Origin of the sequence: Azospirillum oryzae (genome assembly GCF_008364795.1) — a bacterium.
Classification (GTDB): Bacteria; Pseudomonadota; Alphaproteobacteria; order Azospirillales; family Azospirillaceae; genus Azospirillum; species Azospirillum oryzae.
In genome coordinates, this window is sequence record NZ_VTTM01000010.1 from 85,003 (window position 1) to 99,944 (window position 14,942).

Consider the following 14,942-nt stretch of genomic DNA (forward strand, 5'->3'; position numbering starts at 1 on the left):
GCTATTCCTTGTACCGGTAGCCGACGCCATAGAGCGTTTCGATCTGGGCGAAGTCGGGGTCGACCGCCTTGAACTTCTTGCGCAGCCGCTTGATGTGGCTGTCGATGGTGCGGTCGTCGACATAGACATGCTCGCCATAGGCCGCGTCCATCAGCTGGTCGCGGTTCTTCACATGGCCCGGCCGCTGGGCCAGCGCGCGAACCAGCAGGAATTCGGTCACGGTCAGGTCGATCGGCTGGCCCTTCCAGCTGCAGGCATGGCGGGCGCCGTCCAGCAGCAACGGGCCGCGGGTGATGAGCTGGCCCGGATCGGCCTCCACGGTCTCGCCGCGCAGCGCCTCGCGCCGCAACAGCGCCCGGATGCGCTCGATCAGCAGGCGCTGCGAGAAGGGCTTCTTGATGTAGTCGTCGGCCCCCATGCGCAGACCCATCAGCTCATCCAGCTCGTCGTCCTTGCTGGTCAGGAAGATGACGGGCATCTGGCTGGTCTGTCGCAGACGTTGCAGCAACTCCATGCCGTCCATGCGCGGCATCTTGATGTCGAGCACGGCGAGGTCGGGCGGGCGCTGGCTCAATCCGCGCAGCGCCTCGGCGCCGTCGGTATAGGTGCGCACGTCGAAGCCTTCGGCCTCCAGGGCGATGGAGACCGAAGCCAGGATGTTGCGGTCGTCATCCACCAGGGCGACGGTGTGGGCCATGGTCGTAACAGATCCTATTGAAACGGGTCAGGTCGGGTCGGGATGGTCGAAGTGCCGGTTCGCAGAAATGTTAGCGGAAACATCAGGCATAGGAGGAGTGGTCATTCCAATACTTTATGCCAGAGTCCAGGTACCAGAGGCAGTTTTCTCTTTTCCCGCAGCATTTGTATGGTCCAATATGGCGGCAATGCGGCGCCGAACAACGGTGCCGCGCGGGAGAACGCACTCGTTTTGGAATGAGTTTTTCGAATGCCCTTCCCGCGTCCTCTCCGTCCGGCGCCACGCCGGTCGGCAAGGAGGGCGCGATGCCGCCGGGCACCGGCCGGAGCGGCCCGGATTCCGCCATCCCGGCTGCGGCAACCGTGCCTCCGGCAACCATGGCTGCGGCCTTGGGCGCCCGGCGCCTGATGCGCGCCTGCGACCGCGCTACGCTGGCGACCGTCCAGCGGCCGGCCGATGACGGTGACGCGGTGGCGGCGGACGCGGCCGGCTGGCCCTATCCCTCGCTGGTGCTGGTGGCGTTCGATCATGACGGCAGTCCGCTGCTTCTGCTCTCCACGCTGGCCGACCACACGCGCAACCTGCTGACCGACGGCCGGGTCGGGTTGTTGTTCGACGGCACCGCCGGACTGGCGCAGCCGCTGACCGGCGCCCGCCTGTCGGTCCTGGGCCGGGCGGAGCGGTCGGACGATCCGATCCACCGCCAGCGCTATCTGCGCCGCCATCCCGACGCCGCCTTTTATGCCGGCTTCGCCGATTTCGCGGTCTACCGCGTGGCGGCGGAGCGCGCCCATCTGGTCGCCGGCTTCGGCCGCATCCACTGGCTCTCCGCCGCGGAACTGGACCTGCCCGCCGCAGCCCCCGCCCTGGCGGCGGGCGAGGCAGCGCTGCTCGACCACCTGAACGGGCAGCGGTACGGCTCCCGACTGGCGCCCGCCTCCGATGGTGAGGGCGACAGCTGGAGCCTGACCGGAGTGGACCCGGAGGGATGCGACCTGCGACGCGGGGGGTACGTCGCCCGCGTCGATTTTGAGCAGAGAATCCATGACCCCGAATCGGCTAAACTGATGCTGGACACGCTGATCCGGCCGCAGGACGGGTCCGGACAACCCGGAGGATCGACATCCGGGACCGAAAAGGCTGGAACCGCAACAGCCGGCGACGAGGGTGCCTGACGGACCCCGGCGCCGGAAAGAACAACAAGAAGATAAAAAGAAGAACAAGAAGAACGGTCAGCAAGAAGAAAACAACGAGAGAGACGAGAAGCCAACCGTCAGCCTGAACGACCAGCCGAGAGGTCGCTTCGACACCACCGGGCGCCGCACCAAAAACAAGAACGCGGCGCGCGGGCACGCGCAACCAGGAGAACACTTCAGTGGACCATAACGGATCGACCCGTTTCCCGTCCGGGCCATTGGCCCCCAGACCTGTCGCCTCAGGACCGCCTTTTGCACCGTATCGTCGCCGCACCCCGCCGGTGCAGCGCATAGCGGCGGGTTTCCAACCCGGCCGCCTCTTCGGACCGGCACCCCGCTGATGCGGCGGACGCCTTCCATCTGACGACACGACAACGGACGAAAGAACGGCCGGACCGGCCGCGGGACCCCCGGCGAGGGGCATGCCCGGGCGCAAGGGGACCGGCCCAGCCTTCGAGAGGGACGATATGACTGGACATACGCGGACGCGGAACAAGAAGCTCCTGGCCTGGGTCGAGGAGATCGCGCTGAAATGCAAGCCGGAGCGCGTTCACTGGTGCGACGGGTCGCAGGAGGAATATGACCGTCTCTGCAACGAGATGGTGGAAGCGGGCACCTTCATCCGCCTGAACGAGGCCAAGCGCCGGAACTCCTTCCTCTGCCGCTCCGATCCGGGCGACGTCGCCCGTGTCGAGGACAGCACCTACATCTGTTCCAAGACGCGCGAGGAAGCCGGTCCGACCAACAACTGGATGGACCCGGAGGAGATGAAGGCCAAGCTGGACGGCCTGTTCGAAGGCTGCATGCGCGGCCGCACCATGTATGTGGTGCCGTTCAGCATGGGTCCGCTGGGCTCCGACATCGCGCACATCGGCGTGCAGATCTCCGACAGCCCCTATGTCGCGGTCAACATGCGCCTGATGACCCGCATGGGCCAGAAGGTTCTGGACATCCTGGGCGACGGCGACTTCGTCCCCTGCCTGCATTCCATCGGCGCCCCGCTGGAGCCCGGCCAGCAGGACGTGGCCTGGCCCTGCAATGCCGACAACAAGTACATCGTCCACTTCCCGGAAGAGCACCGCATCGTCTCCTATGGCTCCGGCTACGGCGGCAACGCGCTGCTCGGCAAGAAGTGCTTCGCGCTGCGCATCGCGTCCTCCATGGGCCGCGAGCAGGGCTGGCTGGCCGAGCACATGCTGATCCTGGGCGTGGAAAGCCCGACCGGCGAGAAGACCTATGTCGGCGCCGCCTTCCCGTCGGCCTGTGGCAAGACCAACTTCGCCATGCTGGTCCCGCCGAAGGAGTTCGAGGGCTGGAAGGTCCGCACCATCGGTGACGACATCGCCTGGATCAAGCCGCAGCCCGACGGCACGCTGCGCGCCATCAACCCGGAGGCCGGCTTCTTCGGCGTCGCCCCCGGCACCAGCGTGAAGTCGAACCCGAACGCGTTGAAGACGCTGGATCACAACGTCATCTTCACCAATGTCGCGCTGACCGACGACGGCGACGTGTGGTGGGAAGGCCTGACCGACGAGGCGCCGGCCCACCTGATCGACTGGCAGGGCAAGGATTGGACGCCGGGCTGCGGCCGCGTCGCCGCCCACCCGAACAGCCGTTTCACCGCCCCCGCCGCCCAGTGCCCGTCGATCGACCCGGCCTGGGAGGATCCGGCCGGCGTTCCGATCAGCGCCTTCATCTTCGGCGGCCGCCTGTCGAAGACCTTCCCGCTGGTGTTCGAGGCCTACAACTGGCGCGAAGGCGTCTATTGGGCCGCGACCATGGGCTCGGAGGCCACCGCCGCCGCCGTCGGCCAAGCCGCCATCCGCCGCGATCCGTTCGCCATGCTGCCCTTCTGCGGCTACAACATGGCCGATTACTGGAACCACTGGCTGTCGATGGAAGGCAAGGTCGAAAGCCTGCCGCGCATCTACCGCGTCAACTGGTTCCGCAAGGACGAGAACGGCAAGTTCGTCTGGCCGGGCTTCGGCGACAACATGCGCGTGCTGAAGTGGATCGTCGACCGCGTCCGCGGCCGCGCCACCGACGTTGCGGAATCGCCCTTCGGCTATTCCCCGCGCTACCAGGATCTGAACTGGTCCGGCCTGAACTTCCCGGCCGACAAGTTCGCCAAGATCATGGACATCGACCGCAAGGAGGCCGAGGCCGAGGCGCGGGACCAGGAGGAACTGTTCAACCGCTTCGGCGACCGCCTGCCGGAGGAGATCGAGCAGCAGCGCCTCGCCGTCCTGAAGCGGCTGGAGAACAGCCCGGACGTCTGGCGCATCGGCTGACCGGCTGAAGCCGTCGGCAGGTAAGGCCTGTCAGCAGGTAAGGATAGGGGCTGCCGCAAGGCAGCCCCTTTTCCGTTGCGGCGGCGAAGATGAACGGGAATTCATCTGAAACCGGCCCGCCGGCGGTGGTGTCGGGGGGCGGGAGCGCCGAGCCTCAGCCTTTGCAAGGCGATGCCATCCTTACCTGCCGCATTTGCCTGTCGGTGATTTAACCGGCATGTCAAAAAGATCGGGCATAAAGTCGCCCGCGCCGGTTCGCGCATGCCAGGGAGGGCGACCACATGTCCGATCATCAGATTCCACCGCAGGATGGCCCACCGCAGGACGGTGACGACTCCGTGGAGCCGACCTTTCCGTCAGCCGATCCGGAGGACGCCGGCGGCCTGCTGTCGTCCAAGCGCCAGCCCTGCGCCATCAGCGGCAAGCGCCGGCCGAAGCGCGACCTGATCGCGCTGGACGCGCTGCGCCCCAGCCTGGCCGACCGCATCCGCCATGACCACCCGCATCTGGAACCGGACGCGCAGATCAGCCGGCAGGAACTGGCGCGCTACCGCTCGCTCTATGTCGCCGAACTGCTGAAGGAGGAGCATGGCGAACTCAGCGAACTGGACCGCGAGGTCGCCGAAAGCCTCGCCCGGCACGAGACGCTGGCCGAGAACCCGGAGGAGGAGTACGACGACCACCGCACGCTGGGCGAACGGCTGTCGGACGGTCTCGCCAGCTTCGGCGGCAGCTGGGCCTTTCTGATCTCCTTCGCCGTTGTCCTGTGCGTATGGATGCTCATCAACATCCTCGAAGGCGAAGCGCGGGCCTTCGATCCCTACCCCTTCATCCTGCTGAATCTGCTGCTGTCCTGTCTGGCCGCCATCCAGGCGCCGGTCATCATGATGAGCCAGAAGCGGCAGGAGGCGAAGGACCGGCTGCGTTCCGAAAACGACTACCGCGTCAACCTGAAGGCCGAGCTGGAAATCCGGCACCTGCATGAGAAGATGGACTATCTGATCCAGCGCCAATGGCAGCGGCTGACCGAGATCCAGCAGCTGCAGCTGGAGATCATGCAGGAAAAGCGGCTGCGCAAGTGAACCGGACGCCGCCCGGCAAGACCATTGCCGGGCGGCGCATCAGCGCTTGCGGCGGCCGTCCAGTTCCAGCATGCCGCGCAACGCGGCGATGGTCTTGCTGAGCGGCGTCGGTTCGCCGGCAGGCTTGGTTTCCGGCGTGGCCGGCTTTGCCGTCTCCGGCAGAACATCCGGCGGCTTGGCGTTGGGCGGCGTCCCTGCCTCCGGCGTTGCCGATCCGCTGCGGGCCGGCGGGCGCGGCTTGGCGGCGCGGGGTTTCGGCTGGGAAGCGGGCGGCGAATCCCGCTGCACCTCGTCCTCGATCAGCCCGCGCAGGGCCTTCATCGCCTCCTCGACTTCGCGCTCCTGGGCGGAGCGGCGGCCGGCGGGCGCCGGTTCCTGTTCCTTTTCCTGTTCCGGGGCAGGAGGTTCCGGTGCCGGATCGGGATCGCCCCAGCCGGCGGGCACCGTCCAGTCATCCCCGCCCCGGTCAGGCTCCGGATCATCCGGCTCCTCGCGACGGACAGGCTTTTCGACCGTCCTGCCGGTGTTGCGCGGTCCCTTGGCCGGCGGCGCGGCGTCCTCCTCTTCCTCCGCCGGCTCGTTCGCCGCGTCCTCGATCATGGAGCGCAGGGCGGCGAGGGTCCGGTCGAAGCCTTCCTCATCCTCCGGCGGCGGGGGCGGGCGCTGGGCCCGGCGTTCGGCGCGATGCTGGTCGAAGTCGAGCGGCTCGGCAGGCGGCGGCACGGGCTTCGCCGGACGGTTGGCGGAAGCCGGGACGGGCTTCTCCGGGTCGCGGATGGCGAAGGACAGGATCTCCTCCTCCGACGGTTCCTCGCCGTCCGAACCGTCGTCTTCGAGATCGTCCTCCCGGCCGCCATCCCCGGACTCCAGTTGCCAGGGATCGGCCCCCGCATCCGCGCCGTCGTCCTCGAAATCCCTGCGCACCAGGACCTTGTGCGAGAAGACCGGCGGCCCGTCCTGCTCGTCTTCACGCGGATCCGGCCGGTCGCCGACGGGACCGCCAAAGGACGGGGGTTCGGCAAAGCTTGCAGCGCGGCCGGCCCAGGGCTCCGGAGCAGGGTCGTCCTCATCGTCGTCGGAGCCATAGGCCTGCGCCAGCAGCCGGCGCATCGCCATCAGCGTCTCGTCACCATTATCGTCGGGATCGCCATCTTCGGACTCGGCGCCGTCCGGATCAGCGGTATCGCCCACCTCGTCGCGGGCCGGCTCCGGCCGCTCGTCGTTGGCGGCAGTCCTGACATCGCTTGGCGCCGGTTCATCGTCCCAATCGTTGGACCAATCATCAGACGGCGACGGACGGCCCAGGCGCGCCGCCATGTCGGCGAGCGAAACGGGTTCCCACAGCGGAGCGGCGCCATCCTCCGCCGGACCGTCGGCCACGAGGTCGGACAGCGGACGTTCCGACACCGGCTTGCCGCGAACAGGCGCCGGAGGAGGGGGAGGGGGCTCCGCATCGGCCGTCCTGTCCCGGCCGCCGTCACCACCGCGCAACGAGGCGAGCAGGCCGTTCAGTGCCGCCAACGGCGCATCGAAGGACGGCTCGTCATTGCTGGCGGCGGGGAGGCCGGCGGCCGGGGGGTCGGCCAGGATCGGCCGGCTTTCGATGTCGCGGGAGTCGCAGCGCGAGCAGCGGTAATGCGGCGCGATCGACAGAACCGGGTAATTGGGGCCGAAGCGCCGTTCCAGCATGGAACGGGGCAGCACGCCGCCATGTCCGCAGGCGCGGCAGCGCAGTTGCACGTCGGCGTCGATGTCGCGGAGGAACAGCATACGGGCCATGCCGCCCAGTATAGCGGCGGCCCCGCGGCTTTCCCATTCGTTTCAGTGCCGCCCCGGCCCCACAAGGTCCCGGTCCTGCGGGACTAGTCAGACCGCGCGGGTGACGGTCAGGCCCTGTTCGGACAGGCTGTCGAAGACGTCCTTGAACTTCCGCAGATAACGGGTGCGGTAGGCGTCGAAATCGGCGGCGATGGCCGCCTCGGCGTTCTGGGACTTCTTGAACTCGGACACGCGGTGGGCATTCTCGGCGCGGTACAGGGCAAAAGCGCCCTTCGTCACCAGATCGTTGCCGACCGGGTCTGCATTTTTCGATTTGTCGCTGTTCATCAATCCATGTCCAGATGGAGTGGGCATCCGGCCGCCAGGGTTGGGTGATTGGGACCGGATGATCGGAGCCGGTAATCGGCGGAGACTGCGATACGACCCTGCAGCCGTATCAATGCGTTGCAGCCACCGGGAAAAGCCTACGCCCGCTTTCCCACACCCGCAATGCTGCGACGCACCATCATGCCACCACCCCGCGCAGGGCGGCCATGCGGTCACGGTCGACGCGGATGCGGTCCAGATGCTGGGCGATCACCACGGTGATGGCCAGGGGAAGCTCTTTCGCCATCGCTTCTTCGTAACGGCGCAGGCATTCGCTTTCGCCGCGCTCGACCTCCTGGATGATGGTGGCGCGTTCATGGCCGAGCACGGCGGATTTCAGTTCCAGGAAGAAGCGATGGGCACCGCCCAGCATCGTGCCGCCCATGTCCGGCGCACCGCCCTGTTCGGCGACCAGCCGCTGAATCTCGCGCACGATGGCGCCGCGCTGGGCGGCGAGATCGTTGAACAGCGCCTTCAGATCCTCGTCCTCGGCGGATTCCGCGGCCTGCCGGTAGCCTTCGTGGCTGTCCTCGACGATGCGGATCAGGTCATTGAGCGTATCGACGATCTCGTCTTTTTCCATGGCGGCAGGCCCTCCCATGCGTCCCCTACGCTGCCACAACCCGGCGGCAGGGCCGAATGTTCCAACCTGCCACCGGGGGCAATACCAGTGCGACCGGCCAGAAGCCGGCCGCCGCCTCCTTACGCCGACGCTTTGGAAAGGCCGCGCGCGGCGGGCGAATGGCGGCCGATCAGGCCGCGGAACATCCCGGCCCGCCACAGGCCGACACAATGACCGCCGAGCCCCATCGCGTCCGACACCAGCCCGAAGACCGATCCTGCCAGCAGGTTGTGCCCCGCCCCGACAACGGTCGCCATGACGAAGAACACCCGCATCCGTCCGACCGCCGTCTGCCAGCGGCCGAGCGTCGCCAGCATGAAGCCGGTGGCCGACAGCGCCGACATCGGCCCCTGCCAGCTCAGCACCGCCACGGCCAGCGCCGCCGGCACCGTCAGCCCATAGAGCAGGCCGAGCGTCCGGGAGGGCTGGCGGCGGACGCGCACCGCCATCTGGATCAGCCCCAGTCCGCACATCATCATGCCTGTCTGTGCGCCCAGCAGCAGGAAATGGAGCAGGAACAGCGAGGAGGCCGCCGCCTGCGCCAGCAGGATCGCCCGCCGACCGCCGAGAAGCGTCGACAGGGTGGCGGCCGACAGCCCGGCAATGCCGGTCATGGCAACCGTCGGGATCGTGGCGGGGAATGCCGAGAGGGTCGGAAGATAATCGAGCAGAAAGACCGTCATGGAGCGCCTTCGCATGAAGAACATGCCGCAGTGCAGCGAAGGCGGCGGACGCTAGTCCCGGACGGTTAACCAGATATGAACATCGATGTGACCGGAAACAGACCAAAAGATGGATGCCGGAATGTCCCCGACAGTTTGGAGACGCAATCATGTGGATCGTGCTGGTAACTCCGGTGATTATTGTGTGTTCTCTGCCCTACCGCGCCTCCATGGCAAGGGTTGCGAAAGGTTTGTCAGGCGGCGGCCCAACGATTTCGGAGAGGATCCTGCCCATCCTTGCCGTTGGCTTTGAAGGCGCGCGGCGGCATTCTCGCACCGTCATGGCAGCATCGTTATCGACGATGTCCTTAATCGACGCTGGCGGACCGGGATCGGGGGATCATCCGGTAATTGGCGCAATCCGGACGAACTGGGGGAAACATCATGGCGCTGTACGGCCGCCATCCTGCCTCGCTTGGCTGGGAACCGAAGCCGAAATCGGGCAAGACCGGCGAAGCGCGCGGCCACGGTGGCCGTGCCGGCCGCAACGGGCATCTGTGCTGCGCCTGCGGCCGGCCGGTCCGTGCCGGCGACCCGCATTGGGCCGGACATGGCCATCAGAACCCCTGGCACTATGCCTGTGCCGAGCGGGCCGGCCTTACATGGTCATGGGCGGGCCGCCCGGCCGAGCCGCCGCTTCCGGCCGCGGAGATGGACTGACCGCGCCGCCACTCGCCCCGGCCTGCGCCTCTTCGCGCCCGCGCCGGTAGGCATCGCGTTCAGCCTCCAGGATGGCATCGGCCAACCGCCTTTCGAACTCGCGCTCCACGAGCGCGGAGAACAGGTCGATGCGGAAGCGGGCCTGCAGCGACCGGCTCAGCCGGCGGGCTCTTTCGATCGGCGGCATCGGCGTTCTCCTTTCGGCTGAGGGACAGTGCCGCCCAGCTTCAAGGATGATGGGCGATCCCGGCAACCGCGCCATCGGCGAACCGCCAACGCAAAGGAGAGCGCCCATCCGCACCCATCGGTGCGAACCGCTCGTCAGAAAAAATTGGATTTTGAAAGGGAGCGGCTCAAGGCCAGTTGCCATGCGGACGGCATGGCGTTTGGAGCGGGTGAAGGGAATCGAACCCTCGTCGTAAGCTTGGGAAGCTTCTGCTCTACCATTGAGCTACACCCGCGCGCCCGCTGTTTATAGGCGACTGCCGCGGCGGATACAAGAGCGGAATCAAGCACTCCCGGGAGCGGGATCGGCGACCGGCGGCGCGGGCGTGACGGTACTCGTGGCGGCATTGGCGGTGGCCGGGGCGGTGGCCGGGATAGCGGCGTGCTTCGCCGGGGACGGCCCGTCGGGGCGGCCGGAGATGGCACGGGCGACACCGTCGGCGATCACGCGCTGGCAATGCTCGGCCAGCGCCTTGCGGCTGCTGAAGCCGTCGATGGTCACCGGCGGGTGGAACTCCACCTCCACCGTCATGCCGCCCAGGCGGAAGGCCTGCCACAGGTGCGGCGCCAGATCCATGTCGCCGTACCACGCATAGAAGGGACGGAAGGCGAAACCCATCGGGATGCCGTCCAGCCGGGTGGCGGCGATGCTGACCGGCTGGACCGTCAGCGGACGTCCGTCGATGCGGCGGGCGGCGACGGCGAACAGGGCGGTCTTGAACGGCAGCGTGCGGTTGCCGTCGCTGGAGGTGCCCTCCGGGAACAGGATCAGGCTGTCACCGGCATCCAGACGGCTGCCGATGTCGTCGCGCTGCTTGTCGACCGTGGTCCGCGCCTTGCGTTCGACGAACACCGTGCGCTGAAGCCGGGCGAGCAGGCCGAAGAAGGGCCAGCTCCCGACCTCCGACTTGGCGACGAAGGAGCCGGGGATCTGCGAGCCCAGCACCGTGATGTCCAGGTAGGAGGAGTGGTTGGACACGAACAGCACCGGCCCGTCGGCGACACGCTGGCCGCGCACCACCACGTCCAGCCCCATCAGCCGGGCGCAGGCCCGGTGATAGAAGGGCGGCAGGGTGCGGCACAGCCGCCAGCCGCGCGCCACCGCCAGGGCCTGCAGCGGGATCAGCAGAAGCGTCCACAGCAGGTACAGCGTCAGGCGCAGGGCGCCGCGGCCGGAAGACCCCAAGGCGCGCGCGGTGCGGGTCATGATCGCCTCAGCCGGCTTGGCTGTCGCGGCTGCGACGTTCGTAATGCTTGAAATACTTGTCGGTGATCAGATCGGTCTTCACCACGATGCAGACGTCGGTGGTGTTGAACTGGTGGTCGATGACCGCGCCGTCGCCGATGAAGCCGCCGAGCCGCAGATAGCCCTTGATCAGCGGCGGCAGGATGTTCAGCGCCCGTCGCGGGTCGATGTGCTCCTTCGCCATCCGGTCCAGCGACACGAAGCGTTCCGGCAGCGCCGTCGCCCGCAGATCCGCCGGGGCAAGATGATGGTGGTAGAGGTAGGACAGCGGCTCCGCCATGGCGTCCGGATCGGTGCCGGGCAGGCTGGCGCAGCCGAACATCAGGGCGATGTCGTGCTGGAACACATAGGCCGCGATGCCCTGCCACAGCAGCTGCATGCTGCCGCGCGTGCGATAGCCGGCGTCGACGCAGGACCGGCCAAGCTCCAGCACCTCGCCGGGATAGCCGGCGAGGCGGCCGATGTCGTACTCGTCGCTCGAATAGAAGCGGCCGACCTTCTCGGCGGCGGGACGGCGGATCAGGCGGTAGGTGCCGACCACCATGTCGGGTCCGTTGCCGCGGGAATGGTCGATGACCAGCAGATGGTCGGCGACGCCGTCGTAATCGTCGAAATCGCGCCCCCGGGCCTGCATCTCGGGGGAGGGGATCGCCGCCATCTCTTCGTAGAAGACGCGGTAGCGCAAGGCCTGCGCCCAGTCGATCTCCTCAGCGGAGCGGGCCAGCCGCACTTCCAGCGTGCCGAGGCGGATGCCGTCCATCGCCCTTTCGCCGCCGCTTTCCTTTTCGCCGCCGGCCTCGATACCGGCAACACCGGCGGCGGACGCCTCGCGCCGCTCCGGGCTAGTCCGGGTCATGCCCGGCTGGTCCAAGCTTGCATCAGCCATGTCGACGGTCCGCTGCGATGGTTCTGGACTGTGCACCGCGCCGGCTTGCCGCCGCCAGGCCACGGGCGGCCAGGGTCGGGACGGACAGCGTCGCACGCACCACAAGGCATAACACGATCCGCCGGTTGCCGGTCAACCGACATCGTCGCGTGCCGTCAGCCGAAACCTGTTGCGACCTTCGGGGATCGTCCGCTTCGGGGAGGCGACCCGTTGGGACTCTGGATGTCCCGGGTGGGACCGCGGATGTCCCGGCAGCCAATGCGGAAGGAAGAAGCGGGAGAGGGCAGGCACGGGCGGCGGCGCCGTCATGACGCCGGTCCGCCCTGCGGAAGCCCCGACCCTTAGGCGCCGCGGCGGGCGCGGGTGCCGAGACCGATCTGCTTGGCCAGCGAGCTGCGCTGGCGGGCATAGTTCGGCGCGACCATCGGGTAGTCGGTCGGCAGGCCCCAGCGTTCCCGGTATTCTTCTGGAGTCATATTGTACGCCGTCTTGAGATGACGCTTCAGCATCTTCAGCTTCTTGCCGTCTTCCAGGCAGACAATGTAGTCCGGCGTGACCGACTTCTTGATCGGCACGGCGGGCTGCGGCCGCTCCTCCGCCACCACCGGTTCGGTACCGACGTTGGCCAGCGACTTGTAGACCTGTTCGATCAGTGTCGGAAGATCGGTCAGCGAGACTGTATTGTTGGAGACATGCGCCGCCACGATCTCCGTGGTCAGAGACAACAGCGCGTTGGAAGGGGACCCGTTGCTCATGTAAGCTTGCTCCGCGGCATTCGTACCTCACCATATAAAGAGGTTTTCTGAATCGTGCAATATCCATCCTTTGGAACAAAGAGGAATCGGTGACCGAAAAAATCTCTGCAGACTTGTTTCTCGACATCACCTCGCAGGTTTGTCCGTTAACCTTCGTCAAGACCAAGTTGATGGTAGAGCGGATGGACGCGGGGCAGACACTCGAAGTCCGGCTGAATGCCGGTGAACCCTTGGAAAACGTTCCACGATCCTTGATCGAGTTGGGTCACAGCATTCTGTCTGTCCACCCCGAACGATTGGATGATCCTGACGGAGTCCACCGCCTGATCGTGCGGAAAAATTAACCCCTATGCCCCATCGAGATCGCGGCGCAGGACAAGTGCCGCGACCCGGCCGTCGACACGCTTGTAGTATCCGGGGCGGCGCCCGACGGAAAAAAAGCCGCTGGCCTTGTATAGACTCGATGCCTCCGGATTATCCTCGGCGACTTCAAGAAACAGCGCAGTCGCACCCAGGTTCTGCGATCCGGTGACGGCAGCCTCCACCAGCAGGCGGCCGATGCCGCCGCGGCGCGCCTGTGGCAGCACGCCGATCGCCAGGATCTCGGCGTCCTCCGCCGCGACGCGGGCCATGACGAAGCCGAGCGGCTGCTCCTGCGCATCGAGCGCGATGACGGCGAAGCCGGCCGGCGGCGTGGTCAGTGTTGCCACCGACCCCTCGTCCCACGGATCGTCGGGGAAGCAGGCCTGCTGCAGGGCCGCGACCACCCCGGCTTCCAGTGGGCCGGCAGGGTGGAGGCGGACGGAGGGCGCGGTCATGACGCCGCTCCCGGTTCCGGCTTGGAGGCGGGCTTGCGGGCCGCAGCCTTCGGCAGGGTGACGTCGGGCGGGCGGAGATAGAAGGGCTCGACCGGCAGGCCGGTGGGGCGGGCCGCCCCCAGCGCCGCGACCACCGCGGCGTCCGGCAGCCCGTCGCCGGACGCCCGGACGACGTCGGCCCGGCTGCCCAGCAGCGGGAGCAGCGCCGCCGCCGCGTCGCCGGCCAACAGCAGCGGACCGGACGGGCACAGTGCGTCGAGCCAGCCGGCGATCGCCGTCGGGTCGGGCATCGCCGGCTCGCCCACGGGGGTCAGCGTCGCGTCATACAACTGCAGGAAGGGCTCGGCACGCCGACTGTCGACGGCGACCAGCATCGACCGTCCGGCACGTTCGGCCGCCGGCACGCCATGGGCGATGGCGTCGAAGCTGGTGATGCCGACCACCGGCAGATCCTGGGCGACGGCGATGCCGCGCGCGGCGGCCAGCGCGATGCGCAGCCCGGTGAAGGCGCCCGGCCCGACGGTCACGGCGATGCGGTCGAGGTGGGCGAAGCCGACACCGGCCTCGGCCATCACCTCCTGCGCCAGCGGCACCAGCACTTCGGCCTGACCGCGCGACATCGGCGGGCTGCGCCGAACGGTCACGCGCGCGCCGCCGGCCTGATCGGCCGTTCCCTCCCACACCGCCGCCGAACAGCCGGACGTGGCCGTATCCAAACCCAGAACCTTCATCGCTCCGCCTTCCTGACCGCCGCGTCGCGCGGACGGCCGATGTGTAATACGCAGGCACGCCTTCCCCGGATTGCCATACCGGGGCCGTTCGATCGGGAAAGATCACCTCGGGCATGGCAGACCCGTGACCATGGCAGATGGCGCCGCGGCCATGCTAGAGGACGATCGTTTTCCTCATACGCCCACGGTTGTCCATTCCATGCTGACCGAGATCGCGCCTCCGGCCTTCGACATCGACCTGGAGCTTCTCTACGCCACCGCCGACAACCTGTCCGGCGTGCCGATCTACCGCTCGGCGGTGTGCCTGCTGCATCCGGATGCGGCCCGCCGGCTCGGCGACGCCATCCGGCTGGCCCGCGGCATCGGCTGCCGCCTGCGGATTTACGATGCCTTCCGCCCGGCGGAGGCGCAATGGAAGCTGTGGCACGCCTTTTCCGACCCCGTCTACATCGCCGACCCGCGTCTGGGCTCCAACCACACCCGCGGCGTGGCGGTCGACCTGACACTGGTGGATGGCGCCGGCTCGGCCCTGGACATGGGCACCGGCTTCGACGCGATGACCGAGCGGTCGCACCATGGCCGCAGCGACCTGACCGCCGAACAGCAGCGCAACCGCGCCCTGCTGCTGGGCGTGATGGTCGGCGCCGGGTGGGAGCATTACCCGTCTGAATGGTGGCACTATCAGCTTCCGGAGGCAGAGCGCTACCCGCTGCTGACCGACGCGGCGGCCGGCGGCCGGCTGATGTAAGGAGGGCCGGTGCAAGGATGGGGTCGGCCGCAGACGGACAGACGGTGCCGGACAGACGGCGACGCCGGGCGCCGGACCCTCCATCCGGGTTTGTGCCGGGGCGGAGGTCTTCCATTGT

The 14,942-nt window shown here is 67.7% G+C and carries 17 protein-coding genes and 1 tRNA gene; 6 read left to right on the plus strand and 12 right to left on the minus strand.

Annotated elements, in window-relative coordinates; genetic code table 11:
- Position 1 precedes the first annotated feature (1 nt).
- Positions 2 to 697: a response regulator transcription factor gene (locus tag FZ938_RS23035; protein WP_149200770.1), complete on the minus strand. Its 696-nt coding sequence runs from the start codon at positions 695 to 697 to the stop codon at positions 2 to 4.
- A 236-nt stretch (positions 698 to 933) separates the two neighbouring features.
- Between FZ938_RS23035 and FZ938_RS23040 the strand changes: the two genes are divergently transcribed.
- The 4 genes from FZ938_RS23040 (at position 934) to FZ938_RS23055 (ending at position 5,266) form a co-directional block, all read left to right on the plus strand.
- Positions 934 to 1,872 carry a HugZ family pyridoxamine 5'-phosphate oxidase gene (locus tag FZ938_RS23040; protein ID WP_149200771.1) on the plus strand — a complete coding sequence of 313 codons (939 nt, stop codon included), beginning with the start codon at positions 934 to 936 and terminating at the stop codon, positions 1,870 to 1,872.
- Positions 1,865 to 2,083 (plus strand): hypothetical protein, encoded by a 219-nt coding sequence (locus FZ938_RS23045; protein ID WP_149200772.1) that lies wholly within the window; start codon positions 1,865 to 1,867, stop codon positions 2,081 to 2,083. The genes FZ938_RS23040 and FZ938_RS23045 overlap by 8 nt, the downstream gene beginning before the upstream one ends.
- A 277-nt stretch (positions 2,084 to 2,360) precedes the next feature.
- The gene (locus FZ938_RS23050; protein WP_149200773.1) at positions 2,361 to 4,184 is read left to right on the plus strand and encodes a phosphoenolpyruvate carboxykinase (GTP); all 1,824 of its coding nucleotides are present in this window, start codon (positions 2,361 to 2,363) and stop codon (positions 4,182 to 4,184) included.
- A gap of 281 nt (positions 4,185 to 4,465) precedes the next feature.
- Positions 4,466 to 5,266: a DUF1003 domain-containing protein gene (locus tag FZ938_RS23055; RefSeq protein WP_149200774.1), complete on the plus strand. Its 801-nt coding sequence runs from the start codon at positions 4,466 to 4,468 to the stop codon at positions 5,264 to 5,266.
- Between the two features lie 39 nt (positions 5,267 to 5,305).
- Here FZ938_RS23055 and FZ938_RS23060 read toward each other — a convergent pair whose 3' ends face one another.
- The 9 genes from FZ938_RS23060 to FZ938_RS23105 form a co-directional block, all read right to left on the minus strand.
- On the minus strand, positions 5,306 to 7,036 hold the full coding sequence (locus FZ938_RS23060) for a hypothetical protein (RefSeq protein ID WP_149200775.1): 1,731 nt from the start codon (positions 7,034 to 7,036) through the stop codon (positions 5,306 to 5,308).
- Between the two features lie 96 nt (positions 7,037 to 7,132).
- Positions 7,133 to 7,372 carry a hypothetical protein gene (locus tag FZ938_RS23065; protein WP_149200776.1) on the minus strand — a complete coding sequence of 80 codons (240 nt, stop codon included), beginning with the start codon at positions 7,370 to 7,372 and terminating at the stop codon, positions 7,133 to 7,135.
- A 178-nt stretch (positions 7,373 to 7,550) separates the two neighbouring features.
- Complete coding sequence (locus FZ938_RS23070) at positions 7,551 to 7,994, minus strand: ferritin-like domain-containing protein (RefSeq protein ID WP_149200777.1); 444 nt, start codon at positions 7,992 to 7,994, stop codon at positions 7,551 to 7,553.
- A 119-nt stretch (positions 7,995 to 8,113) separates the two neighbouring features.
- Complete coding sequence (locus tag FZ938_RS23075; protein ID WP_174757192.1) at positions 8,114 to 8,716, minus strand: YgjV family protein; 603 nt, start codon at positions 8,714 to 8,716, stop codon at positions 8,114 to 8,116.
- Between the two features lie 637 nt (positions 8,717 to 9,353).
- Positions 9,354 to 9,602 carry a hypothetical protein gene (locus tag FZ938_RS23080; protein ID WP_149200779.1) on the minus strand — a complete coding sequence of 83 codons (249 nt, stop codon included), beginning with the start codon at positions 9,600 to 9,602 and terminating at the stop codon, positions 9,354 to 9,356.
- Positions 9,603 to 9,802: 200 nt separating this feature from the next.
- Positions 9,803 to 9,876: transfer RNA gene (locus tag FZ938_RS23085), tRNA-Gly, on the minus strand.
- Between the two features lie 47 nt (positions 9,877 to 9,923).
- On the minus strand, positions 9,924 to 10,847 hold the full coding sequence (locus tag FZ938_RS23095) for a lysophospholipid acyltransferase family protein (protein WP_246457610.1): 924 nt from the start codon (positions 10,845 to 10,847) through the stop codon (positions 9,924 to 9,926).
- A gap of 7 nt (positions 10,848 to 10,854) precedes the next feature.
- Positions 10,855 to 11,772 carry a GNAT family N-acetyltransferase gene (locus FZ938_RS23100; RefSeq protein ID WP_149200780.1) on the minus strand — a complete coding sequence of 306 codons (918 nt, stop codon included), beginning with the start codon at positions 11,770 to 11,772 and terminating at the stop codon, positions 10,855 to 10,857.
- Positions 11,773 to 12,113: 341 nt separating this feature from the next.
- Entirely contained in the window at positions 12,114 to 12,527 is a 414-nt protein-coding gene (locus tag FZ938_RS23105) for a Ros/MucR family transcriptional regulator (protein ID WP_149200781.1), read from the minus strand.
- Between the two features lie 89 nt (positions 12,528 to 12,616).
- Between FZ938_RS23105 and FZ938_RS23110 the strand changes: the two genes are divergently transcribed.
- The gene (locus FZ938_RS23110) at positions 12,617 to 12,871 is read left to right on the plus strand and encodes a sulfurtransferase TusA family protein (RefSeq protein WP_149200782.1); all 255 of its coding nucleotides are present in this window, start codon (positions 12,617 to 12,619) and stop codon (positions 12,869 to 12,871) included.
- A 3-nt stretch (positions 12,872 to 12,874) separates the two neighbouring features.
- On the opposite strand, the gene FZ938_RS23115 is transcribed toward FZ938_RS23110, so the two are convergent.
- Both FZ938_RS23115 and tsaB read right to left on the minus strand, forming a co-directional pair.
- The gene (locus FZ938_RS23115) at positions 12,875 to 13,345 is read right to left on the minus strand and encodes a GNAT family N-acetyltransferase (protein WP_149200783.1); all 471 of its coding nucleotides are present in this window, start codon (positions 13,343 to 13,345) and stop codon (positions 12,875 to 12,877) included.
- Complete coding sequence (tsaB, locus tag FZ938_RS23120) at positions 13,342 to 14,076, minus strand: tRNA (adenosine(37)-N6)-threonylcarbamoyltransferase complex dimerization subunit type 1 TsaB (protein WP_149200784.1); 735 nt, start codon at positions 14,074 to 14,076, stop codon at positions 13,342 to 13,344. Before tsaB ends, FZ938_RS23115 begins: the two co-directional genes overlap by 4 nt.
- A 199-nt stretch (positions 14,077 to 14,275) precedes the next feature.
- Between tsaB and ddpX the strand changes: the two genes are divergently transcribed.
- Entirely contained in the window at positions 14,276 to 14,824 is a 549-nt protein-coding gene (ddpX, locus tag FZ938_RS23125) for a D-alanyl-D-alanine dipeptidase (RefSeq protein WP_149200785.1), read from the plus strand.
- The last annotated feature ends 118 nt before the right edge of the window (positions 14,825 to 14,942 follow it).

What these genes read in the sequence shown, in the direction of transcription:
- FZ938_RS23075 (WP_174757192.1), bottom strand. Translation starts at nt 8,716, where the DNA reads ATGACGGTCTTTCTGCTCGATTATCTTCCGACCCTCTCGGCATTCCCC.
- FZ938_RS23100 (WP_149200780.1), bottom strand. Translation starts at nt 11,772, where the DNA reads ATGGCTGATGCAAGCTTGGACCAGCCGGGCATGACCCGGACTAGCCCG.
- FZ938_RS23115 (WP_149200783.1), bottom strand. Translation starts at nt 13,345, where the DNA reads ATGACCGCGCCCTCCGTCCGCCTCCACCCTGCCGGCCCACTGGAAGCC.
- FZ938_RS23070 (WP_149200777.1), bottom strand. Translation starts at nt 7,994, where the DNA reads ATGGAAAAAGACGAGATCGTCGATACGCTCAATGACCTGATCCGCATC.
- FZ938_RS23055 (WP_149200774.1), top strand. Translation starts at nt 4,466, where the DNA reads ATGTCCGATCATCAGATTCCACCGCAGGATGGCCCACCGCAGGACGGT.
- FZ938_RS23060 (WP_149200775.1), bottom strand. Translation starts at nt 7,036, where the DNA reads ATGCTGTTCCTCCGCGACATCGACGCCGACGTGCAACTGCGCTGCCGC.
- FZ938_RS23105 (WP_149200781.1), bottom strand. Translation starts at nt 12,527, where the DNA reads ATGAGCAACGGGTCCCCTTCCAACGCGCTGTTGTCTCTGACCACGGAG.
- FZ938_RS23040 (WP_149200771.1), top strand. Translation starts at nt 934, where the DNA reads ATGAGTTTTTCGAATGCCCTTCCCGCGTCCTCTCCGTCCGGCGCCACG.
- tsaB (WP_149200784.1), bottom strand. Translation starts at nt 14,076, where the DNA reads ATGAAGGTTCTGGGTTTGGATACGGCCACGTCCGGCTGTTCGGCGGCG.
- FZ938_RS23035 (WP_149200770.1), bottom strand. Translation starts at nt 697, where the DNA reads ATGGCCCACACCGTCGCCCTGGTGGATGACGACCGCAACATCCTGGCT.
- FZ938_RS23050 (WP_149200773.1), top strand. Translation starts at nt 2,361, where the DNA reads ATGACTGGACATACGCGGACGCGGAACAAGAAGCTCCTGGCCTGGGTC.
- ddpX (WP_149200785.1), top strand. Translation starts at nt 14,276, where the DNA reads ATGCTGACCGAGATCGCGCCTCCGGCCTTCGACATCGACCTGGAGCTT.
- FZ938_RS23065 (WP_149200776.1), bottom strand. Translation starts at nt 7,372, where the DNA reads ATGAACAGCGACAAATCGAAAAATGCAGACCCGGTCGGCAACGATCTG.
- FZ938_RS23095 (WP_246457610.1), bottom strand. Translation starts at nt 10,847, where the DNA reads ATGACCCGCACCGCGCGCGCCTTGGGGTCTTCCGGCCGCGGCGCCCTG.
- FZ938_RS23080 (WP_149200779.1), bottom strand. Translation starts at nt 9,602, where the DNA reads ATGCCGCCGATCGAAAGAGCCCGCCGGCTGAGCCGGTCGCTGCAGGCC.